This is a genomic window from Cellulomonas sp. NPDC055163, assembly GCF_053607065.1.
In genome coordinates, this window is sequence record NZ_JBSGSU010000006.1 from 66,164 (window position 1) to 92,567 (window position 26,404).

22 protein-coding genes are annotated in these 26,404 nt (G+C 75.3%); 12 read left to right on the forward strand and 10 right to left on the reverse strand.

Going from position 1 to position 26,404, the window contains the following annotated elements; all coding sequences use genetic code 11:
* The first annotated feature begins 25 nt into the window (after positions 1 to 25).
* A complete protein-coding gene (locus ACWFNE_RS12820) occupies positions 26 to 532 on the forward strand; it encodes an FBP domain-containing protein (protein WP_452122818.1) in 507 nt (168 codons plus the stop codon).
* Positions 533 to 664: 132 nt separating this feature from the next.
* On the opposite strand, the gene ACWFNE_RS12825 is transcribed toward ACWFNE_RS12820, so the two are convergent.
* Complete coding sequence (locus ACWFNE_RS12825) at positions 665 to 1,036, reverse strand: cupin domain-containing protein (RefSeq protein WP_452122819.1); 372 nt, start codon at positions 1,034 to 1,036, stop codon at positions 665 to 667.
* A 90-nt stretch (positions 1,037 to 1,126) separates the two neighbouring features.
* Here ACWFNE_RS12825 and ACWFNE_RS12830 point away from each other — a divergent pair, with 90 nt between their 5' ends.
* Both ACWFNE_RS12830 and ACWFNE_RS12835 read left to right on the forward strand, forming a co-directional pair.
* On the forward strand, positions 1,127 to 1,615 hold the full coding sequence (locus tag ACWFNE_RS12830) for a MarR family winged helix-turn-helix transcriptional regulator (protein WP_452122820.1): 489 nt from the start codon (positions 1,127 to 1,129) through the stop codon (positions 1,613 to 1,615).
* Positions 1,612 to 2,265, forward strand: coding sequence for a class I SAM-dependent methyltransferase (locus ACWFNE_RS12835; RefSeq protein ID WP_452122821.1), 654 nt, complete (start codon positions 1,612 to 1,614; stop codon positions 2,263 to 2,265). Before ACWFNE_RS12830 ends, ACWFNE_RS12835 begins: the two co-directional genes overlap by 4 nt.
* Positions 2,266 to 2,388: 123 nt before the next feature.
* On the opposite strand, the gene ACWFNE_RS12840 is transcribed toward ACWFNE_RS12835, so the two are convergent.
* Together ACWFNE_RS12840 and ACWFNE_RS12845 are read right to left on the reverse strand one after the other, a co-directional pair.
* The gene (locus ACWFNE_RS12840; RefSeq protein WP_452122822.1) at positions 2,389 to 3,477 is read right to left on the reverse strand and encodes a trypsin-like serine peptidase; all 1,089 of its coding nucleotides are present in this window, start codon (positions 3,475 to 3,477) and stop codon (positions 2,389 to 2,391) included.
* A gap of 233 nt (positions 3,478 to 3,710) precedes the next feature.
* Positions 3,711 to 4,223, reverse strand: a complete 513-nt coding sequence (locus ACWFNE_RS12845; RefSeq protein WP_452122823.1) for a MarR family winged helix-turn-helix transcriptional regulator — start codon at positions 4,221 to 4,223, stop codon at positions 3,711 to 3,713.
* A 95-nt stretch (positions 4,224 to 4,318) separates the two neighbouring features.
* On the opposite strand from ACWFNE_RS12845, the gene ACWFNE_RS12850 reads away from it, so the two are divergent.
* Both ACWFNE_RS12850 and ACWFNE_RS12855 read left to right on the forward strand, forming a co-directional pair.
* The gene (locus ACWFNE_RS12850) at positions 4,319 to 5,230 is read left to right on the forward strand and encodes an LLM class flavin-dependent oxidoreductase (protein ID WP_452122824.1); all 912 of its coding nucleotides are present in this window, start codon (positions 4,319 to 4,321) and stop codon (positions 5,228 to 5,230) included.
* Complete coding sequence (locus ACWFNE_RS12855; RefSeq protein ID WP_452122825.1) at positions 5,227 to 7,563, forward strand: LLM class flavin-dependent oxidoreductase; 2,337 nt, start codon at positions 5,227 to 5,229, stop codon at positions 7,561 to 7,563. The genes ACWFNE_RS12850 and ACWFNE_RS12855 overlap by 4 nt, the downstream gene beginning before the upstream one ends.
* Here the strand turns inward: ACWFNE_RS12855 and ACWFNE_RS12860 are convergent.
* Positions 7,553 to 8,254 carry a histidine phosphatase family protein gene (locus ACWFNE_RS12860; protein WP_452122826.1) on the reverse strand — a complete coding sequence of 234 codons (702 nt, stop codon included), beginning with the start codon at positions 8,252 to 8,254 and terminating at the stop codon, positions 7,553 to 7,555. The genes ACWFNE_RS12855 and ACWFNE_RS12860 overlap by 11 nt on opposite strands.
* A 264-nt stretch (positions 8,255 to 8,518) precedes the next feature.
* Positions 8,519 to 8,872 carry a nuclear transport factor 2 family protein gene (locus ACWFNE_RS12865; protein ID WP_452122827.1) on the reverse strand — a complete coding sequence of 118 codons (354 nt, stop codon included), beginning with the start codon at positions 8,870 to 8,872 and terminating at the stop codon, positions 8,519 to 8,521.
* 297 nt (positions 8,873 to 9,169) lie between these two features.
* On the opposite strand from ACWFNE_RS12865, the gene ACWFNE_RS12870 reads away from it, so the two are divergent.
* Positions 9,170 to 9,838 (forward strand): DUF305 domain-containing protein, encoded by a 669-nt coding sequence (locus tag ACWFNE_RS12870; RefSeq protein ID WP_452122828.1) that lies wholly within the window; start codon positions 9,170 to 9,172, stop codon positions 9,836 to 9,838.
* 89 nt (positions 9,839 to 9,927) lie between these two features.
* On the opposite strand, the gene ACWFNE_RS12875 is transcribed toward ACWFNE_RS12870, so the two are convergent.
* Positions 9,928 to 10,218: a DUF4287 domain-containing protein gene (locus ACWFNE_RS12875; RefSeq protein WP_452122829.1), complete on the reverse strand. Its 291-nt coding sequence runs from the start codon at positions 10,216 to 10,218 to the stop codon at positions 9,928 to 9,930.
* A 408-nt stretch (positions 10,219 to 10,626) separates the two neighbouring features.
* On the opposite strand from ACWFNE_RS12875, the gene ACWFNE_RS12880 reads away from it, so the two are divergent.
* Positions 10,627 to 11,724, forward strand: a complete 1,098-nt coding sequence (locus ACWFNE_RS12880; protein ID WP_452122830.1) for a phosphotransferase family protein — start codon at positions 10,627 to 10,629, stop codon at positions 11,722 to 11,724.
* 12 nt (positions 11,725 to 11,736) lie between these two features.
* On the opposite strand, the gene ACWFNE_RS12885 is transcribed toward ACWFNE_RS12880, so the two are convergent.
* From ACWFNE_RS12885 to ACWFNE_RS12900, 4 genes are all read right to left on the reverse strand, one after another.
* Entirely contained in the window at positions 11,737 to 12,228 is a 492-nt protein-coding gene (locus ACWFNE_RS12885; protein WP_452122831.1) for a protein-tyrosine phosphatase family protein, read from the reverse strand.
* Positions 12,229 to 12,317: 89 nt separating this feature from the next.
* Entirely contained in the window at positions 12,318 to 13,337 is a 1,020-nt protein-coding gene (locus ACWFNE_RS12890) for an SGNH/GDSL hydrolase family protein (RefSeq protein WP_452122832.1), read from the reverse strand.
* 129 nt (positions 13,338 to 13,466) lie between these two features.
* A complete protein-coding gene (locus ACWFNE_RS12895) occupies positions 13,467 to 15,716 on the reverse strand; it encodes a rhamnogalacturonan lyase family protein (RefSeq protein ID WP_452122833.1) in 2,250 nt (749 codons plus the stop codon).
* Between the two features lie 233 nt (positions 15,717 to 15,949).
* A complete protein-coding gene (locus ACWFNE_RS12900) occupies positions 15,950 to 17,053 on the reverse strand; it encodes a LacI family DNA-binding transcriptional regulator (RefSeq protein ID WP_452122834.1) in 1,104 nt (367 codons plus the stop codon).
* Positions 17,054 to 17,228: 175 nt separating this feature from the next.
* Here ACWFNE_RS12900 and ACWFNE_RS12905 point away from each other — a divergent pair, with 175 nt between their 5' ends.
* From ACWFNE_RS12905 to ACWFNE_RS12925, 5 genes are all read left to right on the forward strand, one after another.
* Positions 17,229 to 18,152: a carbohydrate ABC transporter permease gene (locus ACWFNE_RS12905; RefSeq protein ID WP_452122835.1), complete on the forward strand. Its 924-nt coding sequence runs from the start codon at positions 17,229 to 17,231 to the stop codon at positions 18,150 to 18,152.
* Entirely contained in the window at positions 18,149 to 19,141 is a 993-nt protein-coding gene (locus ACWFNE_RS12910) for a carbohydrate ABC transporter permease (RefSeq protein ID WP_452123118.1), read from the forward strand. The genes ACWFNE_RS12905 and ACWFNE_RS12910 overlap by 4 nt, the downstream gene beginning before the upstream one ends.
* 130 nt (positions 19,142 to 19,271) lie before the next feature.
* Entirely contained in the window at positions 19,272 to 20,612 is a 1,341-nt protein-coding gene (locus ACWFNE_RS12915) for an ABC transporter substrate-binding protein (RefSeq protein WP_452122836.1), read from the forward strand.
* Positions 20,613 to 20,834: 222 nt separating this feature from the next.
* Positions 20,835 to 22,979, forward strand: coding sequence for a beta-galactosidase (locus ACWFNE_RS12920; protein ID WP_452122837.1), 2,145 nt, complete (start codon positions 20,835 to 20,837; stop codon positions 22,977 to 22,979).
* Positions 22,980 to 23,092: 113 nt separating this feature from the next.
* Entirely contained in the window at positions 23,093 to 26,350 is a 3,258-nt protein-coding gene (locus ACWFNE_RS12925; RefSeq protein ID WP_452122838.1) for an RICIN domain-containing protein, read from the forward strand.
* The last annotated feature ends 54 nt before the right edge of the window (positions 26,351 to 26,404 follow it).

A 26,404-nucleotide genomic window follows, 5' to 3' on the forward strand; every position in this document is an offset into this window, starting at 1 on the left:
ACCCCACCGGAGAGACCGAGAACCCATGAACCCCCTGACCGAGACCCAGCTCCGTGCCTGCTTCGTCAACGCCTCCCGCCGCGAGGCGGCCCAGGCGACCCTCCCCGACCTCGACGCGCTGCGCTGGGACCGCCTCGACTACCTCGGCTGGCGCGACCGCAAGGCGCCGCTCGCCGCGTACGTCGTCGTCGAGCTCGACGACGAGCCCGTCGGGGTGCTGCTCCGCTCGGGCGACGCCAGCAAGGGCAAGCGGCGCCGGGCGGTGTGCGCGTGGTGCGAGGACGTCGTCGAGACCGAGGACGTGTCGCTCTACGTCGCCCGCCGCGGCGGAGCGCTGGGCCGGCGCGGCGACACCATCGGCACGCTGGTCTGCACCGAGTTCCGGTGCTCCCGCAACGTGCGCCGCACCCCGACGCGCGCCGAGGCGGGCAGCGACCTGGAGTCGGTGCGCGAGCAGATCGTCGCCCGCCGCGTCGCCGGGCTGCGCGAGCGCTCCGCGCGGTTCGTCGCGGAGGTGCTGCGGACGCGGTGACGGTCGTGCCCGTCGGCGGAGGTGCCGGCGGCGTCGCGCGACGGGCCGGTCCGCGGCGGTGCCGCCGGGCTGGAGGCTCTGTGGCCGGCGAGCTCCGTCGCCCCCCCGGGCTGCGTGCGGCGGGACGTCCGGCTACGCGGCCCAGGGCGGCGACATCGTGCGTCCGCCGACGGTCGCCTGCATCCCCGCGCTCGTGCAGGCGAGCGCCTGGGCGGGCTCGTCGAACGGGTTGGCGAGGGCGAACGTGGCGTCGGCGGGGACGGTGAGCGCGTCGCCGGCCGAGAGCTCGTGGCGCTCGTCGGCGACGGTCGCGACGAGCCGTCCGTCCTGCACCACGAGGACCTCCTCGCGGCTCATCGTGCGGGGCGGGCTCTGCGCCCCGGGCGGCGCGACGACCTGCCACAGCGCGAGCTCGTGCGTGCCGAGCGCCGGGGTCGCGAGCGGTCGGAAGGTGAAGCCGTGCATCGTGTGGACACGGGCGGTGCTGGCGCGGGCGGCGGTCATCGGTTGCTCCTCGGTCAGTCAAGGTGGTTGACTGAGACGACAGTACGGCCGGCGTCGCCGTCGGTCAAGCAACTTGACCGAGAGGCTCGCATGGCCGGGACGCCCCGCACCCCCGACGTCACCGAGGCCCTCGGGCTGCCCGAGCTGCTCCTCGTCGCGACCCGCGCCGTCTTCGACCGCACGCACGCGCTGCTCGCCGACCGTGGCCTCGACCTGCGGCCTGCGCACGGCTACACCTTCCAGCTCCTCGCGAGCACCGGCGGGGCCTCCGGCTCCGAGGTCGCCGAGCACCTCGGCGTGACCAAGCAGGCGGCCTCCCAGCTGCTCGACGGGCTCGAGCGCGCCGGGTTCGTCGAGCGCCGCGCCGACCCGCGCGACCACCGGGCCCGGCTCGCTGTGCTGACCGCGGACGGGTGGGCCGCCGTCCGGACCGCGACGCAGGCGTGGGCCGAGGTCGAGAGGGCCGCCGCCGAGGTGCTCGGCACCGAGCGGCTCGCCGCCCTGCGCGCCGACCTCCATCACCTCGCCGCCGACGGCGGTGCGCTCGAGCACCCGCTCCGGCTGCGGCCCGTCTGGTGAACGACGCCCCGCGCCCCGAGGACCGCGCGACCGAGCGCGCGCGGCGGTACTTCGACACGCGCGCCGACGGCTACGACGACGAGACGCGGGTCGCGGAGCGGCGGCTGCTCGGTGAGCAGCGGACGTGGGCGACGTCACGGGCGTCCGGTGCGGTGCTCGAGCTCGCGGTCGGCACCGGGCTCAACCTCCCGCTGTACCCGGCGGCGGTCACGCGCGTGCTCGGCGTCGACCTCTCGGCGGCGATGCTCGACCGGGCGCGCGCTCGCGTGCGCGACCTCGGGCTGGGCGACCGCGTCGAGCTGCGGCAAGGCGACGTGCAGGGCCTCGACGTGCCCGACGGCACGGTCGACACCGTCCTCGCGACGTACGCGCTGTGCACCGTGCCGGACCCCGGCGCCGCGCTGCGGGAGGCCCGGCGCGTGCTGCGCCCCGGGGGACGGCTCGTGCTCGTCGAGCACGGGCCCGCGTCGTCGCGCTGGGCGCGCGCGGTGCAGCGCGTGCTCGACCCGCTGGCCGTGCGGTTCCAGGCCGACCACCTGCTGCGCGCGCCGCGCCGGTCCGCCGTCGAGGCCGGGTTCGTCGTCGAGCACGCGGACCAGGTCGGCACGGCCGGCCTCGCGCACCGGGTGGCGGCCCGGCGCCCGGCCTGACCTCGGCCCGCCCACCGGGGTACGCGACAGCGGCGCGCCGCAGGCTCGCGACGCGCCGCCCCACGTCCTCGAGGCGCGCGAGAGCGACGCGCCGCAGCATCGCGACGCGTCGCCCCACGCCCGTCAGGGGAAGTTCGACCGCGCGTACGTGATGAGCGCGCTGAGCGCCGACCCGCCGCCGAACTCGTTGTCGCCCGACGTGGTCGGGCCGGGGGTGCCGGACTCGGCGGACTGCACGCCGACGACCCGCGGCCACGGCTCCGAGCCCCACCAGCCCCACACCGGGCCGCCGGAGTGACCACCCGTGATGTCGTTGAAGTGGCCCATGACGAGGCCGTCCTGGCCGGACACGGACTCGTCGGACGTCGACGAGACGACCGCGCTGCCGACGAACGCCGGCCGCTGGGTCCCGGTCAGGTCCCCCGGGTAGCCCATGTGCTGCCAGTACGCGCCGCCGTTCCAGCCGCCGTCGTACGAGCGGTAGCCGGCGTAGCCGACGTGGTCGCCGACGGGACGGTCCATGACGAGCACCACGTAGTCGAACGCGGTCTCGAGGTCGGTGAGCCCGCCCTCGGCCTTGTTCCACGACAGGATCGTGGTCGCGTGGTACTCGCCCCACGGTCCGTTGGTGTTGTAGTACCCGGGCGAGAAGGTGACCCACCCGGCGCCGCCGTCGTCGTGCCAGTCGATCATGTGGCTCGCGGTGAGCACGTGCCGCGGGCCGACGACCGCGCCGGTCCCGGTCCCGCCGGCACCCCAGACCCGGCCGACGATGCGCCACGGGAACGACGTGTCCTGGTAGACGTAGCGGGAGTCGGGCTGGAACACGTTCGCGGGCCGGTCCTCGTCCTCGCCGAGCCCCCCGGCGCGCTCGAGCAGGTGCGGCCACGAGCGCAGCGCCGCGAACGGCGGCCGGTAGCCGTCGAGCTCGCGGACGTCGCCGAGCTGCTCGACGAGCTCGCGGTCGAGCCGCTGGACCTCGAGCGTCGGGTAGGGCGGCTCGACGCGGACGCCGTCGCCGCGGGTGCGGGCCACGACGCGGTAGGTGCCGCGCTCGTCGCGCACGAACTCGACCTCGTCGCCGTCGGGCAGGGCGAACTCGTAGAGGGAGAACTCGCCGCCCGGAGGGGCCTCGGTGGCCTCCTCCTCGCGTCGCCGCCGCAGCGAGCGCGCCGTCACCGGGGCGTCGGTCTTCTCGGGTGTGGTGGTCATGGGGTGCCTCCTGGTCCGGCCGCCGGAGGTCGGCGGTCACCTGGGTGGAGGCGGCGCCGGGCCGGGGGATACGGCCGGGGAGGGCACGGACGGTGCCCGATGGGGCGCGTCGTGGCGGGCCCGACGAGGCGAGGGCCGGCGTCGGGGGAGCGCAGGAACCGGGCGGGCGTGGTGGCGGGACGGGCCGGCGGAGCGCGGGGCCGGGCGGGCCGCGGGACGGGTGACGGGACGCGTCAGCGGGCGGTCAGCCCGAGCTCTCCCTCGACGGCCGCGCAGACGTCGCGCGCCGGGGTGATGCCGCGCAGCGCGCACGCCGCGGCGGAGAGCAGGTGGCGCAGCGCCGCGCGGTCGGCGGGCTCGAGGACGTGCAGAGCGGCGTCCTCGGCCGCGCGCACGTCGTCCTCGAGCCGGGCGAGGGTCGTGCGCCCCTCGGTGGTGGGGACGAGGCGGCGCTGGCGCCGGTCGGCCGGGTCGACCTGGCGCTCGACGAGGCCCGCGGCGACGAGGTCGTCGACGAGGTAGGTCATCACGGTCCGGTCGATGCCGAGGTGCCCGGCGAGCGCGAGCTGGCTGCGCTGGTCGCCGTGCACCACGGAGGCGAGGACCTGGAAGCCGCGGTGGCGGTGCGGGACGGCGTCGAGCACAGGCCCGACCTGCTCCTGGTAGTGCCGCAGCAGCACGCCGAGGCTCCACCCGAGCTCGTCGTGCCCCAGGCGTCCGCCGCCGGCTGCCGTCGTCGTCTCCACGCCCGCAGCATACGCCGGAGACGTCGCTTGCGCAGATCGTCTGCCCGACATACGGTCTGCTCGACAACACGGATCCGTCGAAGGGACCGCCCGCCATGGCTGACCACGGCCACGACCTGCTGCTCGGGTCGTTCCTCACCCCGACGAACGCCGACCCGCAGGCGCCCGTCCGGCTCGCCGTCGCGAGCGAGGCCGCCGGGCTCGACCTCGTGACGTTCCAGGACCACCCGTACCAGCCCGCGTTCCTCGACACCTGGACCCTGATGTCGTACGTCGCCGCGCGCACCGAGCGGATCCGCCTCGCGGGCAACGTGCTCAACCTCCCGCTGCGTCCGCCCGCCGTGCTCGCCCGCGCCGCCGCGAGCCTCGACCGGCTCTCGGGCGGGCGCGTCGAGCTCGGCCTCGGCGCCGGGGCGTTCTGGGACGCGATCGAGGCGATGGGCGGGCACCGGCTCACGCCCGGCCAGGCCGTCACGGCGCTCAGCGAGGCGATCGACGTGATCCGCGGCGTGTGGGACGACTCGACGCGCCAGCCGCTCCGCGTCGACGGCACCGTCCACGCCGTCCACGGAGCCAAGCGCGGACCGGCGCCGGCGCACCCCATGGAGATCTGGCTCGGCGCCTACAAGCCGCGCATGCTCGCGCTCACCGGGCAGAAGGCCGACGGCTGGCTGCCCTCGCTCTCCTACCTCGGCTCGCCCCAGGACATGGCCGGCGCGAACGCCCGCATCGACGACGCCGCGCTCGCCGCCGGGCGCCGACCCGCGGACGTCCGGCGCCTGCTCAACATCAGCGGGACGTTCACCGACCGGTCCGCCGGGCCGCTCCAGGGGCCCGTCACGCAGTGGGTCGAGGAGCTCGGGGAGCTCGTCGTCGAGCACGGGTTCAGCACCTTCATCCTCGCCGGGGACGACGAGCGCGCGCTGCGCCTCTTCGGCGGCGAGGTCGGCCCGGCGCTCCGGGAGCTCGTGGCCGCGCACCGCGGGACCGCCGGGGCCGGCGCATGAGCGGGCGCGGCGACGCGGGCCACACGCTGCGGCTCGGCGCGGCGGTCCGGGGCGACGCGGGCGATCCCGCACTGCTGACCCGGCTCGCCGCCGCGGCGGAGGCGGGCGGGCTCGACGTGCTCGCGGTCGGCGGGGGCGCGGTCGGCGGGGGCGCGGTCGGGAGCAGCGGGAGCAGCGGGAGCCGCGCGGGCGCGAGCGACGCGGGCGGCCGTGGTGCGGTCGGCGGGGGCGACGGGCTCGACGCCTGGACCGCCCTCGGCTGGGTGGCGGCAGTCACCCAGCGCATCACCCTGGTCGCCGGCGGGCTCGCCGTCGACGGGCCCCCTGCGGTGCTCGCGCGGGCGGTGGCGAGCCTCGACCTGCTGACCGGAGGGCGCGTCGAGCTCGCGCTGACGCCGGCCGCGGACGGCGCAGCGGGCGGGGGAGCGGGCGGCGCGGCAGACGCGCTCGACGAGGCCGTGGCCGTCCTCCGGGGCATGTGGACCCCCGACCGGGCGCCCCTGGTCGCCCCCGGTCCGGCACACCCCGTCCCCGGTGCGGCGCGCGGCCCGGCGCCGGCCCACGACGTGCCGGTCTGGCTCGCCGGTGCCGACGACGCGGCGGTCGACCTCGCGGCCCGCACGGCCGACGGCTGGTGGCTCGACCTCGGCGCGACGGGCGACGCGCTCACCGGCGTCGGGCCCCGGCAGGACCGGCTCGACCGCGCCGCCGCCCGGCACGGCCGGGAGCCCGGCGACGTGCGGCGGGCGCTCACGCTCTCCGGTGCGTCTGGCGTGCCCACGGTCGAGGAGGTCGTCGGACTCGTCGTCGACGACGGCATCGACACGGTCCTGCTCGCGACCCAGGACGCCGAGGTGCTCGACCGGTGGGCCACCCAGGTCGCCCCGGCGGTCCGGTCCGCGGTCGCCGCGACCCGCGCTGCGTCGTTGGCGGCGGGGCCGCCGCAGGCCCCGACCCGCAGCGCGCGCGTCCGGTCCGCGCGCCGGGCAGGCATCGCGTACGACACCGTCCCGGCGGGCATCGAGACCGTCGAGCCCGGCGACACCCGGTACCCCGCGATGCGCTCGAACTACCTGCGCGCCGGACGGCCCGGCCTCGTGCTCCTGCCGCGCGACACCGCGCAGGTGTCCGCCGCGCTGACCTGGGCGCGGACCCAGCCGGTCGCGCTCGCGGTGCGCAGCGGCGGGCACGGCATCAGCGGGCGGTCGACGAACGACGGTGGCATCGTGCTCGACCTGCGCCACCTCGACGGCATCGAGGTGCTCGACGTCGCGACGCGGCGGGTGCGGATCGGTGCCGGTGCGCGGTGGGGTGCGGTCGCGGAGGCGCTGCAGCCGCACGGGTGGGCGCTCACGTCGGGGGACTACGGCGGCGTCGGCGTCGGCGGCCTCGCCACCGCGGGCGGGCTCGGGTTTCTCGCGCGCGAGCACGGCCTGACGATCGACCACGTGCGAGCGGCCGACGTCGTGCTCGCCGACGGGTCGGTCGTGCGCGCCGACGCCGAGCACCACCCGGAGCTGTTCTGGGGTCTGCGCGGCGCGGGCGGCAACCTCGGGATCGTCACGTCGTTCGAGTTCGAGGTCGACGAGGTCGGCGACGTCGGGTTCGCGCAGCTCTCGTTCGCGGTCGACGACGTCGCCGGCTACCTGCACGACTTCGCGGCCCTCGTCGAGGCGGCCCCGCGCGACGTGACTCCCTTCCTCATCGTCGGGGCGCCGCGCGGCGGGCAGGTCGTGGCGCACCTGCTCGCGGTCGTCGACTCCGACGTCCCCGAGACGATCGTCGAGCGCCTGCAGCCGTTCGCGATGCTGGCCCCGCTCGTGCAGCAGGCCGTGCACGTGCTCCCCTACACGGGCGTGGTGCGCCGCACCGCGGACGTGCACGCCGGCTACGGCGAACCGGTGTCCCGCTCCTCGCTCGTCGAGCACGTGACGCCCGAGCTGGCGACGGACCTGGAGCGCCTGGTGCGCGGCGGCGCGGTGCACTTCTTCCAGATCCGTTCCGCGGGAGGCGCCGTCAACGACGTCCCGGCCGACGCGACCGCGTACGCGCACCGCAGCGCCGGGTTCTCGCTCGTCGCGATGGGGTCCGAGCGGGACCGGGTGGACCGCCTGTGGGACGCGATGGCCCACCACTGGTCCGGGCTGTACGGCAGCTTCGACACCGACCCGCGGCCCGAGCGCGTCGAGGACGCGTTCCCGCCGGCGACCCTGGCCCGGCTGCTCGCCCTCAAGGAGCGCTACGACCCCGACGACGTCTTCCGGCACAACCTGCCGGTGACGGCGACGCTGCGACGGGCGGCAGGCACGGAGCGTGCTCTCCTCACGCGCTGAGCCCGAGGTGCGCGGTCGAACCCAGCTCGGTGACCTCGCGGTTGTGGAAGCGCCCGTCCTCGCGCAGCTCCGTGATGCTCCCGGCCGGCAGCCGGAAGCGCGCGTACCCGGTGGCCTCGACCGGGATCCCGAGCCACGCGGCGACGACGAGCTGGCCCGAGCCGCCGTGCGCGACGACGACCTGGTGGTCGCGCGGGCGGCTCAGCACCTCGGACACCCCCGCGTAGACGCGACGCGCGAAGGTCAGCCACGGCTCGGCGCCGGCCACCCCCTCGTCGTGCCGGAGCCGGTCGCCGGACGCCGGGGGCGGCACGAGCCGCGCGTCGAGCCACGCCTGCGGCCGTCCGCCGGCGACCCCGTAGGACTTCTCCCGGAGCCGGGCGTCGAGCGACGGGCTCACCCCGAGCGCGGCGCCGACGGCGGTCGCGGTCTGCTGCGCGCGCCGCAGGTCGGACGCGACCACCTCGACGTCGGCGCCGGGCGGCACGCGCCGTCGCAGCTCCCGCCCGGCGAGCTCCGCGTCGCGCTCGCCGCGGGGCGTGAGGGCGGAGTCGAACCACCCGCCGACGAGCCCGTCGACGTGGTGCGTCGCCTCGGCGTGCGTGACCAGCCACAGCGTGCGCTCGCGCGGCCCGACCCGGTGCGGCGTCGGCGCGGCAGGAGCGGCGTCGGCTGCGTGGTCCTCGAGCATGCCGACCACCCTGCCGCACCAGTGCCGGCTCCAGGGGCCGGACGCCTGGGCGGTCCGTGCCGGGCCTGGGGAAGGCCCCCGCGATCCGTGCCCGGGCATGGAGGAGGCCCCGCTGCTGCAGGGGGCTAGAGCAGCGGGGCCTCTGCCTCAGTCTATCGACCCGGGGCCGTCCGGGGTGGAGCGCCGGGGCGGATGAAGCCGCGGAACCTGCGGGTGAGACCGGGGCCGATGAAGCCGCGGGACCTGCGGGTGAGACCGGGGCCGTCAGACGAGGTAGGTCCCGTGCCCGCGCACGACGAGCCCGTCCTCGAGCTCGAGGACCTCGCTCACGAGCCCGCCGTCCTGGTTGCGGTACGCGATGACGACCGTCCCGACACCCGCGAAGACCTGGACGACCTCGAAGTGCAGCCCCGGGAGCAGCTCGAGCCCGCGGGCCCAGTACGCCCGCAGCGCGTCCTTGCCGCGGACGACGCCCTCGCTGCCCGGCACGACGCGCGCCGCGACCGGGGACGTGAAGACCACGTCCTCGGCGACGTGCGCGAGCAGCGCGTCGAGGTCGTGGGAGTTCCAGTCGCGCTCCCAGCGGCGGGCGAGGTCGGTGGCCCAGGCGGTGTCCATGCACCCAGCATCACCGGGCGCGGCGCCGCGCGGGACCCGGTCATCCGCATCCTGGACGAGGGCTGGCGCCGGGTCCGCGCGTCCGCCGGTCGTCGGACGCGACCTCGTGGACGTTCGCGCTCTCGTGCGCCGGTTCTGGACGGCGCCGCTCACCCGCGCTGCTCCCAGGGTCCCCGACGGCGGTCGGTCGGTCCGGGTGGAGCGGTGCGTCCGGAAGGGGCGATGATGCGGTCGGCGGAGCCGGTCCCGGGCGGCTCGCCCACGGACCGTACGGCCGACCGATCGAGGAGCACCACCGTGACCACGCGAACGCCAAGGACGAGCACGCTGCCGTGGGCAGCCGCCACGGGCCTCGCCCTCCTGCTCACGCTGACCGCCTGCGCCGACGACGCGGGGCCGGGTGCGTCGGATGCCTCGACCGGCGGGACGACCTCCGGGTCGACGTCGGGCAGCACGACGCCGGGCGGCACGGCGAGCGAGGTGTCCGCGGAGCACAACGACGCGGACGTGCAGTTCGCGCAGCAGATGATCGTGCACCACCGGGACGCGGTCGAGATGGCGGGGCTCGCCACCGACCGCACCGAGACGCCCGAGGTCCTCCAGCTGGCCGGCCGCATCGCCGCTGCGCAGGGCCCGGAGATCGGGACCATGTCCGTGTGGCTCGATGTCTGGGACGCCGAGATCCCCGCGGACGACGCCATGGCCGGGATGGGCCACGGCGACATGGACCACGGCTCCGTGTCCGGGATGATGACGGACGAGCAGATGGCGCAGCTCGAGTCGACCGACGGTGCGGCGTTCGACGAGGCGTTCCTCACGCTGATGATCGAGCACCACCAGGGCGCGATCACGATGGCGCAGGTCGAGGTCGACGGCGGCGAGAACCCCGACGCGACCACTCTCGCGGCGCGGATCATCGAGGACCAGACCGCGGAGATCGCCGAGATGACCCGCCTGCTCGGCTGAGGCGCCGCGGTGCAGGTCGCCGTGGGTGAGACCGCGCCGGCGCCCGTCGCGGTCCACGCGCGCCGGGCGCGCGCCGAGCCCCGCCCGCGTCAGCTCGGCTTCGTCGCCCTGCCGTCGAGCCAGAGCGTGTCGGACTCGTCGCGGTGGACCCCGTCGGTCCCGACGTGCTTGGTGCTGATCGTCGGACCCTTGGTGAGGACGTGCCACAGCGCCATCGCGTGCCCGCGCCCGAGGCCGTAGTCGGTGGCGAGCCACTCGACGACCCCCGCGGCCTTGGCGCCCGGCGCGTCGAGGCCCTTCTCGTGCGCGATCGCGACGAGCTGGCGCGGGGTCAGGCCGGTCTTCTGCTCGATCGTGTCGAGGTACGCCTGGAAGGACATCGGGTCTCCTGCGTCGGTGGGAGCGGCCGACGGCGGCTGTCGTGCGGGGAGCGCGGCGGCGTGCGTTGGCCCCACCCGGCCGCGGCGACAGGTGCCGCCGCGGCCGTTCGGGCGGGTGACGAGAGCATGGCGCACGGCACCCACACGCCCGGGTGACGCGACGGGCGCGACGCGCGCGCAGCATGCGCCCGCACCGCGCAGCATGCGCCCGCACCGCGCAGCACGCGCCCGCACCGCGCAGCGACGGACTCCCGCCGATGTGTCCGACCGATCGGTCGGGTTCACCCGGGCGGGTCGTCGCCGGGCACTGGGCGCGCGGGATGCCGGGCTGTACTCTCCAACTCCCAACCCGGTCGGGCCCGCCCGACGTCGTGCGGTGGAGCACCCTCACGACGACCGGGAGACCCCATGTCTTTCGCCCCTGCAGCGAGCCTCGGCACCGCGACGGCGGCCCGCGCCCACAGCCCGCTCGACGCGGGTCCGGGGCACGACGTTCCGGGGCGCGACGCTCCAGGGGACGACGCCGCTCACCCCGGGACGCGCGACGCGGGTCCGGGGCACGACGCTCCGGGGCGCGACGCTCCAGGGGACGACGCCGCTCACCCCGGGACGCGCGACGCCGGCACCGCCGCTCCCGCCGCCACCCGCCGCCCGGTCGACGACCGCCCCGACGCCCTCCCGCTGCCGACCGCCGGCTGGGGCGCCGAGGACGCGCTCGACGCCGTCGCCGAGGCCCGGCTCGCGCTGCCGTTCCGGCTGCCGCGCGCGCACGTCGTCAGTGCGCTCACGACCGTGGTGCTGAGGGCGGGTCGGCGCGCGGTCAAGGTGTACCCGCCCGGCACCGACCCGGCGCACCTCGCGGCGACCGCCGAGGCGCTGGCCGGCACGCCCGTCGCGGTGCTGCCGGTGTGCGCGCCGGTCGTCACGTCGTCGGGTGTCGTGACCGTCTCGCCGTGGATCGCGGGCGGACGGTCCGCCGACTGGGCCGAGACCGGGGCGCTGCTGCGCGGCTTCCACGACCTGCACGCCGACGCCGCGGTCCCGCTCTGGGACCCGCTGCGACGCGTCGTCTCGCAGGTCCCCGCGCTGCCCGACGACGCCGCGGGCGTGCTGCTCGACGCCCGCGCGGCGCTGCTCGACGCGGTCGCAGGGCTGCGCTCGGAGCTCGGGGTCGGGACGGTGCACGGGGACGTCTCGCCCGGCAACACCGTGCGCGCCGGGACGACGCCGCTGCTCATCGACCTCGACTTCGTCGCCCGCGCGCCCCGCGAGTACGACCTGACCAGCGCGGCCCGGCGGTTCGTCGCGGGCGAGATCGACGCCGCCACGTACCGGGGGTTCTGCGCCGCCTACGGGTTCGACGTGCTCACGTGGGACGGGCGCGCGGTGCTCGACCGGGTCGCGGAGCTCGGCGGGGTCGCGTTCCGGCTGTGGGACGACGCGCACCACGGGCGCACGCACATCTGGCTCGACGACGCGGTCCGGGAGTGGCGCACCCCGCTCTGACGGCGCCCGGGGTCAGCGCGGCGCCGGGAGGCTGCGGAGCCACTCCGCGAAGCGGGCGTTGTTGACCGTGCCCTCGCGGTGCGCCTGCACGTGCGCGAGCGCCTCCGCGCCCGTGAGGCCGAGCGCCTCGCGGACCACGAGCGACACGATCAGCCCCGAGCGGTTGCGGCCGAACGTGCAGTGCACGAGCACGCGGTAGCCGTCGTCGAGCAGGCCGGCGACGAGGGTCGCGAGCCGCAGGGTCAGCGCCGGCTCGGGCAGGTCGTCGCCGTCGACCAGCGGGGCCTTGAGGTACAGCAGGCCGTCGGTCGCGCCGGCCGGCGGATGCGCGTCGGCGTCGGCGATGTCGACGACCGCGCGGATCCCCGTCGCCGTGACCCAGTCGAAGTCGACCGGGCAGCCGCCGTGCCACAGCCGGCCCGGCAGCATCTCGGTCGGCGGGTCCGCCGGGCGCACGCCGGGCAGCTCGACGGGCTCGGTCGTCAGGGAGGTCAGCTCGGTCACCTCGCGAGGCTAACCGCGCGTGCTGACGCCCGCCGGTCGGCGGGGTGGACACCGGGAGAGCGGCGGTCGACCGTGCGGCGCACCGTCGCTCAGCGGGGGAGCGCCGCCGCGAACGCCTGGGCCAGCCGCTCGTGGCCGTCGCCGTCGGGGTGGGTGCAGTCGGTGCCGCCGACGAAGTCCCCGGCGCCGAGGAGCCCGAACGTGTCGACGACGGTCACGTCGTAGCGCGCGGCGACCTCGCGGAGCCGGTCGTTGAAGCCGGCCGGCAGGGTCACGCCGCCCAGCGTGCCGCCCTCGAGGATCGCGTCGCCGAGCAGCCGCACGCGCGCCGGGTCGCTCGCGCCGAGGTCGCAGAACGGGAGGGGGTTGTAGTACGTCATCCCGAGGATGAGCGTGCCGGGCCCGGCGTGCTCGCGGAGCGTCCGCAGGATCTCGTCGTACCGCGTGACGAACCCCGCGAACGTCGCCTCGAGCGTCGGCAGGCACGCGGGCGTCGTCGCGAGCACGCACGCCGCGACGACCGGCCCGTACAGGTCGTTGCCGCCGACCGACACGGTGACGACCTCGACGTCGTTGCGACGGGAGCGGTCCTGGTTGCGGGCGTCGAGGAGGGCGACGGCCTGGTCGAGCTGGTCGCCGGGCGCGAGCACGGTCTCGGTCGTGACACCGCCGGCCACGCCGGGGATCCCGGTCCGCGACAGGTTGACGAGCTCGATCCCGCGGCAGCCGCGCCCGTGGTGGTCGGGGTCCGCACCGTGCCGGCCGTGGCCCGGTGAGCAGTCCAGCCGGCGCGGGAGCACCGCGTGGAACCGGGCGACGAAGCCGTTGGCCTTCCAGAGCGCGGCCGTCGTGGGGAAGTCGACCGCGGGCGGCACGGACTGCTGGCCGGCGGGGAGCGAGTCGCCGATCGCGACGTGCAGCGGGCGGCCGTGCCGCGGGTGGTGGGAGCCGCCGTCGGGCTGTGCGGCCTGGTCGGTGACGTCCGCCCGGGCCGCGCCGACCGCCGTCGCGGCCGACGCGGCGTCCGCGGGACCGGCGAGCGCCACGGCGGCGCCCGGTCCGGCGAGCAGGACGACGGAGACGGCCAGGCACGCCCACGAGCGCTTCACGGCGATCCCCCTCGACCCCTGCGCGACGCTCTCCACGCTACGCCGGGCGCCCCGCGAGGCAGCCTGCCCGTTGGGGCCGGGGGCACGCGTGCGGGCCGGCCGGGGCATCCCCGACCGGCCCGCACGAGGTCAGCGCACGTACACCCGCGGCTGGGCCGGGAGCGTGAACGGTGCACCCAGGAAGAACGACGGGTGCGGCGGCTGGTTGTAGGCGGTGTTCTGCCACGCGATCGCGGTGCGGTACTGCTGGTCGTGCAGCAGCGTCCACACGCGGGTGTCGGTCGCGACCGGCGTCGCGTAGATGCGCAGCGCGCTGTCGTCGGACGTCGGCCAGACGACCTCCTCGCGCCAGTCGCCGAGGATGTCGCCCGAGAGCGTGGGCGTCGCCTTCGTGCCGTTGTTGCTGTGCACGCCCGAGCCGGTCAGCAGCCGGGTGTCGCCGCCCGTGCCGTACTTGTCGACACGCGTGCCGTCGAGCAGCTCACGGACGGGGTCGCCGTCCCACCAGGCGAGGAAGTTCGCCGAGGAGGGCTTGCGGGCGACCGCCGTGCCGGACGTGTTGCGGAGCTGGGAGTCCGACGACGACCACGACTCGGCACCGGGGCTGCCGGCCCAGACGTCACCGGACACGCCGCGGCCGTTGTCGGTGGTGCCGGGCGTCTGCCACAGGAGCTGGCCCGTGCGGGCGTCGGCCATCCAGGAGTCGGGCTGGGACGCCGACTCGGTGACCTTGTAGTACTCGAGCCCGGGGCGGCTCGGGATGAGGTCGCCGAGGTGCGCGGCGTCGCCGTGGCCGGTGCGGGTGTTCCACAGCCCGCGGCCGTCGTCGTCGATCGCGGCGCCGCCGTAGACGATCTCCTGGCGGCCGTCGCCGTCGACGTCACCGACCGTCAGCGCGTGGTTGCCCTGCCCGGCGTACGTGCTGTTGCCCGACGTGCTGGAGCTCGAGTCGAACGTCCAGCGGCGCGTGAGCCTCCCGTCGCGGTAGTCCCAGGCCACGACGACGGCCCGCGTGTAGTAGCCGCGCGCCATGATGATCGACGGCCGCACGCCGTCGAGGTAGGCGGTCCCGGCGAGGAAGCGGTCGACGCGGTTGCCGTAGGAGTCGCCCCAGCTCGACACGGTGCCGCGCGCGGGCACGTAGTCGGTCGTCGCGCCGATCGCGCCGGTCTGGCCCTGGAAGACCGTGAAGTACTCCGGCCCGCTCAGCACGTACCCGTCCCCGTTGCGGTGGTCGGCGCTCGCGCTGCCGATGACCTGGCCGGTGCCCGAGCGGGTGCCGTCGGCCGTCTTGACGGCGATCTCGGCCTTGCCGTCGCCGTCGTAGTCGTACACCTGGAACTGCGTGTAGTGGGCCCCCGCGCGGATGTTGCGGCCCAGGTCGATGCGCCACATGCGCGTCCCGTCGAGCTGGTACGCGTCGAGGTACACGTTGCCGGTGACCCCGGCCTGCGAGTTGTCCTTCGCGTTCGTCGGGTCCCACTTGAGCACGACCTCGAGCCGGCCGTCGCCGTCGAGGTCGCCGACGGACCCGTCGTTGGCGACGTACCCCGAGCCCGGCCTGGAGATGGGGACGTCGAGGTAGCCGTTGGCGAAGGTCAGCGACGGGGCCGAGGCTGCCTGCTCGGTGCCGTTGACGACCGCGCGCACGGTGTAGCTCGCGCTCGCGGACGCCCCGGCGTCGACGTAGTTGGTCGATCCCGTGACCGGCGAGGTCGTCACGCGTGTGCCGCCGCGGTAGACGTGGAAGCCCGTCGACGCGGCCTCGGTGCCGAGCAGTCGCCACTGGACGAGGTTGCCCGAGCCGGACCGGACGCTGATGAGCCCGCGGTCGAGGTCCTCGGCCTGCCACGCGCCCGCAGGCGGGGTGGTGGTCGTCGGCGTGGGCGTGGGGGTGGTCGTGACCGTCGGGGTGGGCGTCGGCGTCGTGGTGGACGTCGGGGTCACCGTCGGCGTCGGCGTCGGGGTGACCGTCCCGGTGCACGCCGTCCCGTTGAGCGTGAACGACGCCGGGGCGGTGTTGGCCGTCCCGTTCCACGACCCGTTGAACCCGAACGCGACCGTCCCGCCCGACGGGACCTGCGCGTTGTAGCCGGCGTCCGTGACGCTCACCCGCGTGCCCGACTGGCTCGCGACGCCGTTCCACGCCTGCGTGACGGTCTGCCCGGCAGGGAAGTCCCACGCGAGCGTCCAGCCGTTGACGGCGTCGCCCAGGTTCTCGACCGTGACGGCGGCGCCGAAGCCCGCCGACCACTCGTTCGAGACCGCGTAGGTGACGCGGCAGCCGATCGCGGCCTGGGCGCTCTCTGCGGCGACGACCCCGGCGCCGACCGCCGTCGCGGCGGCGAGAACCCCCGCCGCCATCCTCCGTGCTCTCATGACGTCTCCCTCGCGACGTGGCGCCGCCGGCCGGTCGCCGCAGCGCTGCGGGTGCGCTGCCCCGGGCCTCGTCGCCCCGGGGACCGCGTCCGCGCCCCAAGGTAGGTAAGCGCTCGCCCGCCGAGGAGGGGTCCGAGCCGTCTGAATCCTTTCAAGTCGAAAGTTTCGCTCCGCGGACCTGCGTTCCCCCGGCCCGGCGTCGCTCGCGGTAACAAGGGTGTCGACGCCGGTCGTCAGCCCCGGCCGGCCCCCGCGCGCGGCGTGCCCGTGCTCGCGCGCACCACGAGGTGGGTGGGCACGAGGGTCGTCCCGACGTCCGGCTCACCCGCGGTGAGCTGGTGCAGCGCCCGGTCGACGCAGCGCCGCCCGACCTCGGAGAAGTCCTGGTGCACGGTCGTCAGGGGCGGGCTGAAGGACGCGGCCTCGGGGTAGTCGTCGAACCCGACGACGCTCACGTCCTCGGGCACGCGCAGGCCCTTCTCGGCGAACGCGCGGTACAGGCCGAGGGCCATCTGGTCGTTGGCGGCGAAGACCGCGGTGCAGGTCGGCTCGGTCGCGAGCGTCAGGCCTGCGCGGTACCCCGACTCGGCGGACCAGTCGCCGCGCACGACCTCGGGCACCGGGCGCCCGGCCGCCTCGAGGGTCGCGCGCCACGCCTGCGCCCGGCGCTCCGCGGCGAACGACGGCTCGGGCCCGGCGACGTGCCACACCGTCCCGTGGCCGAGGTCGAGGAGGTGCTCGGTGGCCTGCCGGGCGCCGTCGGCCTGGTCGGTGTCGACGACGGCGTACCGGTCGCCCGCGTCGGAGTCGACGACGACGACCTCGACCCCGGGGGGCAGCGTCACGGTCGAGGAGTCGAGGAGGTGGACCTCCATGATGACGATCACGGCGTCCACCGCGAGCTCCCCGAGGCGCGTGAAGGCGCCGCGCACGTCGCTCTGCGTGGGCACGGCGACGGGGATGAGCGTGATCGCGTAGCCGGCGGCGGCGGCCGAGGTGGCGATGGCCTCGAGCGTGCGCATGTTGCCCGTGGTGGAGAGCGTGAAGACGATGACGCCGATGGTCCGGAACTCGCCGCTCTTGAGTGCGCGAGCGGCGCTGTTGGGCCGGTAGCCGAGCTCGCGCATCGACGCCAGCACGAGCGCGCGGGTCTCCTCGACGACGCCCTCGTACCCGTTGGCGACGCGCGAGACGGTCTGCGCGGAGACCCCGGCGTGCCGGGCGACGTCGGCCATCGACACGCGCCGACGGGCCGCGGTCCGGGTGGCGGCGGGGGCGTCGGCGGGCGTCTGACCTGGGGCGCCGGCGGCCGTCGCCGTCCCGTCGTCCGGACTCATCGCTCCACCTCGAAGACTCCCTGCGTCCCCTGCGCGGGCCCGTGCCGGGCTCGTCGCGGACAGCCTAGGGCACCCCTATGGTTGCGCAAACATCCCAGAGCATGCTCCTATGGTTGCGCAAACATCGGACACCCACCGGGCCTGATCCAGGCCACCGGAAGGCACCAGAACCGCGATGACGACGACGTCCGCCCCACCGGCCCCCGTGGCCCTGCGCCCCCGACAGGGCGGCCGCGCCCGCCGGTCGTTCACCGGCTGGGCCTTCATCGGCCCGTTCATGGCCGTGTTCGCCCTCGTGTTCCTCGCGCCCATCGCGTACTCGCTGTACCTCAGCCTGTTCCGCAACCAGCTCGTCGGCGGCAACGCGTTCGTCGGGCTCGCGAACTACCAGCGCGCGCTCGCCGACAGCCAGTTCTGGGAGGCGCTCGGGCGGGTCGGGCTGTTCCTGCTCGTGCAGGTCCTCGTGATGCTCGCGATCGCCCTCGTCGTCGCGCTCGCCATCGACAGCGGCCGCCTCTACGGCGCGGGGTTCTTCCGCATCTCGATCTTCCTGCCGTACGCCGTCCCGGCCGTCGTCGCGACCCTCATGTGGGGGTTCATGTACGGCACGCGGTTCGGGCTCGTCGGCAACATCAACGACGCGCTCGGCACCTCGCTGCCCAACCCGCTCTCGCCGGACCTCGTGCTCGCCTCGATCGGCAACATCGTGACCTGGGAGTTCGTCGGCTACAACATGCTGATCTTCTACTCGGCGCTGCGCGTGATCCCGACGTCGCTCTACGAGGCCGCCGAGCTCGACGGCGCCGGCCAGCTCCGCGTCATCACTGCGATCAAGCTGCCCGCGATCCGTGGCGCGCTCGTCATCGCGACGATCTTCTCGATCATCGGCAGCTTCCAGCTCTTCAACGAGCCGAGCATCCTGCAGAGCCTCGCGCCCAACGCGATCACCACGTACTTCACGCCGAACCTCTACGCCTACTCGCTGTCCTTCTCCGGCCAGCAGTACAACTACTCGGCCACCGTCGCGATCCTCATGGGGCTCGTCACGATGGCGGTCGCCTACGCCGTGCAGCTGCGCGGCATGCGGAAGGCGAGCTGATGACCGTGACCGCCCAGCCCGGCACCTCCTCGTCCGACCGCCCGCGTCCCGCCCGCCCGGCGCCCCGGATCCGCCCGTCCGCGCGCGACGACGCCCCCGGCCGCGGCACCCGACGACCGGCCCGCGCCGCTCGTGCCCGCAGCGCCCGCCCCCGCCGCAGCATCACGCTGACCGTGCTCGCCGGGATCGTGCTGGTGTACAGCCTCGTCCCGCTCGTCTGGCTCGTCATCAACGCGACCAAGACGCAGTCCGGCCTGCTGTCCTCGTTCGGGCTGTGGTTCGCGGGCGACTTCGCCCTCGTCGACAACATCGCGACGACGCTCACCTACGACGACGGCATCTTCGTGCGCTGGCTCGCGAACACGCTGCTCTACGTCGTCGCGGGTGCGGGCGGTGCGACGGCGCTCGCGGTGCTCGGGGGCTACGCGCTCGCCAAGTTCGACTTCCCCGGCAAGCGCGGCGTCTTCGCGACCGTCATCGGCGCGGTGGCCGTGCCCGGGACCGCGCTGGCCGTGCCGACGTTCCTCATGTTCAGCCAGATGGGCCTGACGAACACCCCGTGGTCGGTCATCATCCCGTCGCTGATCTCGCCGTTCGGCCTCTACCTCATGTGGACGTTCGCGGCCGAGGCGATCCCGACCGAGCTCATGGAGGCCGCGCGCGTCGACGGCGCGAGCGAGTGGCGCACGTTCTGGCAGGTCTGCCTGCCGCTGCTCGCTCCCGGCATCGTCACGGTGCTGCTCTTCACGATGGTCGCGACCTGGAACAACTACTTCCTGCCGCTCATCATGCTCAAGGACCCCGACTGGTTCCCGCTGACCCTCGGGCTCAACGCCTGGAACGCGCAGGCCGCCACGGCCGGCGGCGAGGCGATCTTCCACCTCGTTATCACCGGCTCGCTGCTCACGATCCTGCCGCTCGTCGCCGCGTTCCTGCTGCTCCAGCGGTACTGGCAGTCCGGCCTGGCCGCCGGGAGCGTCAAGGAGTGAGCGCCGTCGCCCGACCCGTCGGGCCGCGCGCCCGCGCCGCCGGCCCCGCCGCACCGACCACCCCCGACCACCCCCGCCGGTCGCTCCCCGCGACCGGGTCGACCTCGACGACGAAGTGAGAGGACCCACCATGAGGACCCACACCCGACGCGCCCGGCGCGTCACCGCGAGCCCCGCCGTGCGCGCCGTTGCGCTCGCGGGCGCTGCAGCCCTGGCCCTGGCCGCCTGCTCGGGCGGCTCGGGCGACGCCTCCGACCCGTCGGCCGCCGCCGAGGAGGGCGGGAAGCTCACGGTCTGGGCGTGGGAGCCCACGCTCGAGCAGGTCGTGGAGGACTTCGAGGCCGCGCACGAGGGCGTCGAGATCGAGCTCGTCAACGCCGGCACCGGCAACGACCAGTACACCGCGCTGCAGAACGCGGTCGCGGCCGGCTCGGGCGTGCCCGACGTCGCGCAGGTCGAGTACTACGCGCTGCCGCAGTTCGCGCTCGGGGAGTCGGTCGCCGACCTCACGGACCTCGGTGCGGGCGAGCTCGACGGCACGTTCACGCCCGGCCCGTGGTCGTCGGTGAACGTCGGCGACGGGATCTACGGCCTGCCGATGGACTCCGGCCCGATGGCCCTCTTCTACAACGAGGAGGTCTTCACGAAGCACGGCATCACGGTGCCGACGACGTGGGACGAGTACGTGACCGCCGCGAAGGCGCTGCACGCCGCCGACCCGAACGTCTACATCACCAACGACACCGGCGACGCGGGCTTCGCCACGAGCATGATCTGGCAGGCCGGCGGCCAGCCGTTCCAGGTCGACGGCACCGACGTCACGATCGACCTGAACGACGAGGGGTCGACGCGGTTCGCCGAGACCTGGCAGCAGCTGCTCGACGAGGACCTCGTCGCCCCGATCAGCTCGTGGAGCGACGAGTGGTACCAGGGCCTCGGTGACGGCTCGATCGCGACGCTGACGATCGGTGCGTGGATGCCCGCGAACCTCGAGTCGGGCGTCGAGGCCGGCAACGGGAAGTGGCGCGTCGCCCCGATGCCGCAGTGGGAGCCCGGCGACGAGGCGACCGCCGAGAACGGCGGCAGCGCGCTCTCGGTCATGGAGGCCGGCGAGAACAAGGAGCTCGCGTACGCGTTCCTCGAGTACGCCAACGCGGGCGACGGCGTGCAGACGCGCATCGACGGCGGCGCGTTCCCCGCGACGACCGCCGAGCTCGAGTCCGAGGAGTTCATCGGCAAGGAGTTCCCGTACTTCGGCGGCCAGAAGGTCAACGAGGTGCTCGCCGAGTCCGCCGCGAACGTCCGCGAGGGCTGGTCGTACCTGCCGTTCCAGGTCTACGCGAACAGCATCTTCAACGACACCGCGGGCCAGGCGTACGTCGGCGGCACGACGCTGCTCGAGGGGCTGAAGGACTGGGAGGAGGCCTCGGCCTCCTACGGCGAGGAGCAGGGCTTCACGGTCGGCGAGTAGCCGGCGCCGGTCCTCGGCCGCGCCGGGGACCCCGCAGCAACCGCCGGGCCGGGTGCCGTGCGCCCCGGCCCGGCGGGCACCGCCCGGGGCGACGGGCACGGCCCGACGTCCTCGCGTCCCGCGCGGTGCACCCCACGCGCGGCCGCTGCCCCGCCGCCCCGGCGCGCCGCACGACCCCCGACCCCGCCCCACCTCGCTCGACCCTGCCCCGAGGAGACCCCCATGCCCCGCCCCGACAGCGCCCGGACCTGGCTGCGCTGGCCCGAGACCGCCGGGAACCCCCTGGCGTACGGCGCCGACTACAACCCGGACCAGTGGCCGCGCGAGGTGTGGGACGAGGACGTCGCGCTCATGCGTGAGGCCGGCGTCAACGTCGTGTCGCTCGCGATCTTCTCGTGGGCCCGCATCCAGCCGTCCGCGGGCACGTGGGACTGGGCGTGGCTCGACGACGCGATGGACCTGCTGCACCGGACCGGCATCGGTGTCGACCTCGCGACCGCGACCGCGTCCCCGCCGCCGTGGCTCACGACCGCGCACCCCGAGGTGCTGCCGGTGACCCGCACGGGCGAGACGCTGTGGCCCGGTGCGCGTCAGCACTGGCGGCCCACGTCCCCGGTGTTCCGCGAGCACGCGCTGCGGCTCGTCGAGGCCGTCGCGACGCGGTACGCGGACCACCCGGCGCTCGTCGCGTGGCACGTGAACAACGAGCTCGGCTGCCACAACGTCTACGACTACTCCGACGACGCGGCGCGGGCGTTCCGCACGTGGCTCGAGGCCCGGTACGGCACGGTCGACGCGCTCAACGACGCGTGGGGCACCGCGTTCTGGTCGCAGCGGTACGGCGCGTTCGACGAGGTGCTGCCGCCGCGCCTCGCCGCGTCGCACCCGAACCCGACGCAGCAGCTCGACTTCAAGCGCTTCTCGTCGGACGCGCTGCGCGACCACCTGCGGGCCGAGCGCGAGGTGCTGCGCCGGATCACCCCGGGCGTCCCGGTGACCACGAACTTCATGGTCATGGGCGAGACGAAGGGCATGAACTACGCGGAGTGGGCCCCCGAGGTCGACTTCGTCTCGAACGACCACTACACGCACCCCGGGCCGCAGTCGCACGACGAGCTGTCGTTCTCGGCGAACCTCACGGGCAACCTCGCGGGCGGGCGCCCGTGGTTCCTCATGGAGCACGCGACGAGCGCGGTCAACTGGCAGCCGGTCAACGTCGCGAAGAAGCCCGGCGCGCTCCTGCGGGACTCGCTCACGCACGTCGCCCACGGGGCCGACGCGGTGTGCTTCTTCCAGTGGCGGCAGTCCTCGGCCGGCGCCGAGAAGTTCCACTCCGGGATGGTGCCGCACGCGGGACGCGACAGCGACGTGTTCCGGGAGGTCGTGCGGCTCGGCGGCGAGCTTCGGGACCTCGCGCCCGTCGCCGGCGCGCACCGGCACCCCGCGCGTGTCGCGGTGCTGTTCGACTGGACGTCGTGGTGGGCGAGCGAGCAGGACTCGCACCCGTCCGACCGCCTGCGCTACCGGGCCGAGGCGCTCGACTGGTACTCCGCGCTGCTCGCGGCGGGGGTCCGCGCCGACGTGGTCCCGACCGGCACCCCGCTGACCGGGTACGACGTGGTGGTCGCGCCCGTGCTGCACGTCGTGGCGCAGGCGCTCGCCGACGAGCTCACCGCGTACGTGGACGGCGGCGGGCACCTCGTGACCACGTACTTCTCGGGGGTCGTCGACGAGCACGACCACGCCTGGCTCGGCGGCTACCCCGGCCCGCTGCGGGGTGTGCTCGGCATCCGCGTCGAGGAGCTCGAGCCGCTGCTCGACGACGAGACCGTGACGCTCGACGACGGCACCGTGGGGACGCTCTGGAGCGAGCGGGTCGACGTGACGGACGACGCGGTCGAGGTGCTCGCGCGGTACGCCGGGGGCGACCTCGACGGGCGCGCGGCGGTGACGCGGCGACGCGCCGGGATCGCGGCCCGTGCGGGCGCCGGGGGCGCCGGGGATGCGGCGGACGGCGGACGGGCGGCCGGCGGGTCCGGCGCGCGCAGCGGGTCCGGCGGGTCCGCGACGTACGTCTCGACGCGGCTCGGGGTCGACGGCCTGCGCCCGGTGCTGGCCGCGGTGCTCGACGGCGCGGGCGTCACGAGCGAGCTGCCCGAGGAGGTCCGCGGGCGCATCGAGCTCACGGTGCGCGCCACGGACGGCGACGAGTTCTGGTTCCTGGTCAACCGGACCGCCGAGACCGTCGAGGTCGCGGTCGACGGGGGAGTTCTGCTGGGCGAGAGGGGGCAGGGGGAGCAGGGGGAGGCGGGCCCGCTGGTGCTGGGTCCGCGAGGTGTCGCGGTGCTGAGGCGCGCGACGCGGTAGGGCACGGCAGGGGGCAGCGGGTCGCGGCGGGCCGGGAAGGGTCCGCCGCGCCGCGCGCACGGCCTCCGCGCCGACGGCGTACGACGACGTACGAGACGAAGGAGAGCTGTTCGATGACGAGCACGCACGCACGCGCCCGGGGGGCCGTCGCGGCCCTCGGGGCCGCCGCCGTGGTGGCCGGCCTGGCCGGCACCGCACCCGCGGCCGCCGCACCACCGGCTGCGGCACCCGCAGCACCGGCACCCGCAGCACCGGCACCGGGCACGCCCGGGGTCACCGTCCGGCCCGACCCGACCTACCGGGGCGCACCGTTCGAGGGCTGGGGGACGAGCCTCGTGTGGTTCGCCGACGCCACCGGCGACTACCCCGACGAGGTGCGGGACGCGCTCGCCGACCTCGTGTTCGGCGACGAGGGCCTCAACCTCAACATCGCGCGCTACAACATCGGCGGCGGCAACGCCCCCGACGTCCCCGACTACCTGCGCCCCGGCGGCGCGGTCGAGGGCTGGTGGGCCGCTCCCGAGGGCACGACGCGCACCGACACCGACTGGTGGAGCGCCGACGACCCGGCCGACTGGAACGAGGACGCGGACCGCACGCAGCGGTGGTGGGTCGACCGGATCAAGGACGACATCACGCACTGGGAGACGTTCAGCAACTCCCCGCCCTGGTTCCAGACCGTGAGCGGGTACGTCTCGGGCGGGTTCGACGCGAGCGCCGAGCAGGTCCGCGCCGACCGGGTCACCGACTTCGCGCAGTACGTGGTCGGCGTGACCGAGCGGCTCGAGGACGCGCACGGCATCACCGTCGACACGGTCGACCCGCTCAACGAGCCGAACACGAGCTACTGGCGGACCACGCTCGGCCCCGACGGGAACCCGACGGGCGGGCGGCAGGAGGGCGCGCACGTCGGCCCGCAGCGCCAGCAGGAGATCCTCACCGCGCTCGCCGAGGCCCTCGAGGGGTCGAGCACCGACGCGGCGGTCTCCGCCATGGACGAGACGAACCCCGGCACGTTCGCGACGAACTGGAACGCGTACACCCCCGAGGTGCGGGACCTCGTCGCGCAGCTCAACGTCCACACCTACGGCACGGGCCAGCGCACCACGGTCCGGGACATCGCCAAGGCGGAGGACAAGCCGCTGTGGATGAGCGAGGTCGAGGGCTCGTGGGGCAACGGCCAGGACTTCGAGTCGATGGTCCCCGGGTTGGGGATGGCCGACCGGATCGTCGACGACCTGCGCGAGCTCGAGCCGACGGCGTGGGTGTTCTGGCAGCCCGTCGAGGACTACGACAACATGAAGCCGGGCGGCGAGAGCGCGGCGGGCGCGAACTGGGGCAGCATCCAGCTCCCGTTCGACTGCACCGCCGAGGACACCCTCGAGACGTGCCCCATCTACACGAACACGAAGTTCGACACGGTCCGGAACTTCACGCACTTCATCGAGCCCGGTGACCGCCTCGTCGCGGTCGACGACCCGGCGAGCGTCGCGGCCGTCGACGACGAGGGCGCGACGGTCGTGCACCTCAACGACACGACCGAGGCCCGCACGGTCACGCTCGACCTCTCCGCGTTCGGCACGGTCTCCAAGCGCGCGACGGTCACGCCCGTGGTGACGAGCGCGCAGGGGGCGCTCGTCGAGGGCGACCCGGTCCGCGTGCAGGACGCGCGGGCGACGCTGGAGGTCCCGGCGCAGTCGGTCACGACGTTCGTGGTCGACGGCGTGCGCGGGGTCGCCGACGACGCGGCGCTCGTGCAGGACGGGCACGCCTACCGGCTCCAGGGCGTGCAGAGCGGGCTCTCGCTGGCGACGGCGGGCGACGACGCGACCGGTGCGGTGATCCGCACGACCGACGCCGCCGCGCCCGACCAGCTCTGGACCCTCACGCAGGTCGACGACGGAACGGGCGGCACGGGCCAGAACCCGCGGACCAGCGGCACGAACCGCGCGCAGTACACGGTCACGTCCGCGGCCGACGGGCGGCGCCTCGCCGTGGTCGACGGCGCGGTCGCGCTGGTCCCGGGCTCCGGCGAGCTCGACGACGCCGCGCGCTGGATCCTCTCGACGACCGGGAACGGCACGTTCACGCTGGTCAACGTCGCGACGGGTCGCAACCTCGAGGTCCCCGGCCAGGCCACCACGGACGGCTCCCCGGTCTCGACCTGGCTGCCGAACTCGGGGGCCAACCAGCTCTGGCGGGTCGTCGACGAGACGGTCCTCGACGTGCAGCAGGCTACGGCGTTCACCACGCCGGGCACCGCACCGGAGCTGCCCGCGACCGTCGTCCCGGTGTTCCGCGACGGCGCACGCGGCACGCTCCCGGTGACGTGGAAGCTCCCGCCGTACCAGCGCTGGGACCGCGCCGGCACGGTCACGGTGAAGGGCACCGCGACCGACGCGCTCGGCGGCACGCACCGCGCCGAGGTCGTCGTCACGGTCGACACGCTCGTCCGCACCGAGCCCGCCCGCGCCAGGACGTACGTGGGTGGCGTCCCCGAGCTGCCCGCGACGGTCACGGCGGTCGGCCGGACGACCGGCGCGCACGTCGAGCGCCCCGTCACGTGGGACGTCGACGGCGCCGTGTTCGGCGCGGTCGGCACCGTCGAGCTCACCGGCACGGCCGACGCCGGCGACGGCGCCACCCTGCCGGCGACCGTCCGGGTCCAGGTCACCGAGCCGGGTGCGGCCAACGCCGCGCTCACCCCCGGCACGCTCGCCACGGCGACGTTCACCGAGCCCGGGTACTCCGCGGCGGGGATCGTGAACGGCGACCTCACCGACAAGGCGTGGTCCAACTGGCAGTCGGGCCGGGCCAACGCGTCCGACACCCTCACGGTGACCCTCCCGGCGAGCCGCACGGTCTCCGGGGTCGCGGTGCACTTCTACCGCGACGGCGGCGACAGCTGGGCGCAGACCGTCACCGTGCAGACCCGCACGGCCGACGGCACGTGGGTCGACGCCGGGGACCCGGTCACCGTGCCCACGGGCACCCCGACCGCCCCCGTCGCCACCGTCCCGGTCCCGCCCGTCGACACCGACGCGGTCCGGGTCGTCCTCGCCGCGCGCCCGTCGCAGCACATGACGGTCAGCGAGGTCGAGGTGCTCGCGCACGCACCGGGCGTCGGGTCGGACGCGACGCTCAGCGCGCTCGCGGTCGACGGCACCGCCGTCCCGGGCTTCGACCCGGCCGTCACGGAGTACACCGTGCGCGGCGTCCGGGGGGTCGCGACGGTCACGGCCGTCGCCGCCGACCCGTACGCGACCGTCGAGATCCAGCAGCCGACGCGCCGCGACCCGACGGCGCGCGTCACCGTCACGAGCGAGGACGGCTCGGCGACGACGACGTCCACGGTGACGACCCGGCGCTGACCGCGCGAGGTCGGGCCCGGGCTCGGCACGGCAGGGCAGGTGCGGCGCACGAGA

Excerpts from the sequence above, each read along its gene's own strand:
- ACWFNE_RS12875 (WP_452122829.1), bottom strand. The coding sequence starts at position 10,218 with ATGTCCTTCCAGGCGTACCTCGACACGATCGAGCAGAAGACCGGCCTG.
- ACWFNE_RS12840 (WP_452122822.1), bottom strand. The coding sequence starts at position 3,477 with ATGACCACCACACCCGAGAAGACCGACGCCCCGGTGACGGCGCGCTCG.
- ACWFNE_RS12880 (WP_452122830.1), top strand. The coding sequence starts at position 10,627 with ATGTCTTTCGCCCCTGCAGCGAGCCTCGGCACCGCGACGGCGGCCCGC.
- ACWFNE_RS12925 (WP_452122838.1), top strand. The coding sequence starts at position 23,093 with ATGACGAGCACGCACGCACGCGCCCGGGGGGCCGTCGCGGCCCTCGGG.
- ACWFNE_RS12820 (WP_452122818.1), top strand. The coding sequence starts at position 26 with ATGAACCCCCTGACCGAGACCCAGCTCCGTGCCTGCTTCGTCAACGCC.
- ACWFNE_RS12920 (WP_452122837.1), top strand. The coding sequence starts at position 20,835 with ATGCCCCGCCCCGACAGCGCCCGGACCTGGCTGCGCTGGCCCGAGACC.
- ACWFNE_RS12830 (WP_452122820.1), top strand. The coding sequence starts at position 1,127 with ATGGCCGGGACGCCCCGCACCCCCGACGTCACCGAGGCCCTCGGGCTG.
- ACWFNE_RS12850 (WP_452122824.1), top strand. The coding sequence starts at position 4,319 with ATGGCTGACCACGGCCACGACCTGCTGCTCGGGTCGTTCCTCACCCCG.
- ACWFNE_RS12905 (WP_452122835.1), top strand. The coding sequence starts at position 17,229 with ATGACGACGACGTCCGCCCCACCGGCCCCCGTGGCCCTGCGCCCCCGA.
- ACWFNE_RS12825 (WP_452122819.1), bottom strand. The coding sequence starts at position 1,036 with ATGACCGCCGCCCGCGCCAGCACCGCCCGTGTCCACACGATGCACGGC.
- ACWFNE_RS12855 (WP_452122825.1), top strand. The coding sequence starts at position 5,227 with ATGAGCGGGCGCGGCGACGCGGGCCACACGCTGCGGCTCGGCGCGGCG.
- ACWFNE_RS12860 (WP_452122826.1), bottom strand. The coding sequence starts at position 8,254 with ATGCTCGAGGACCACGCAGCCGACGCCGCTCCTGCCGCGCCGACGCCG.
- ACWFNE_RS12900 (WP_452122834.1), bottom strand. The coding sequence starts at position 17,053 with ATGAGTCCGGACGACGGGACGGCGACGGCCGCCGGCGCCCCAGGTCAG.
- ACWFNE_RS12915 (WP_452122836.1), top strand. The coding sequence starts at position 19,272 with ATGAGGACCCACACCCGACGCGCCCGGCGCGTCACCGCGAGCCCCGCC.
- ACWFNE_RS12895 (WP_452122833.1), bottom strand. The coding sequence starts at position 15,716 with ATGAGAGCACGGAGGATGGCGGCGGGGGTTCTCGCCGCCGCGACGGCG.
- ACWFNE_RS12865 (WP_452122827.1), bottom strand. The coding sequence starts at position 8,872 with ATGGACACCGCCTGGGCCACCGACCTCGCCCGCCGCTGGGAGCGCGAC.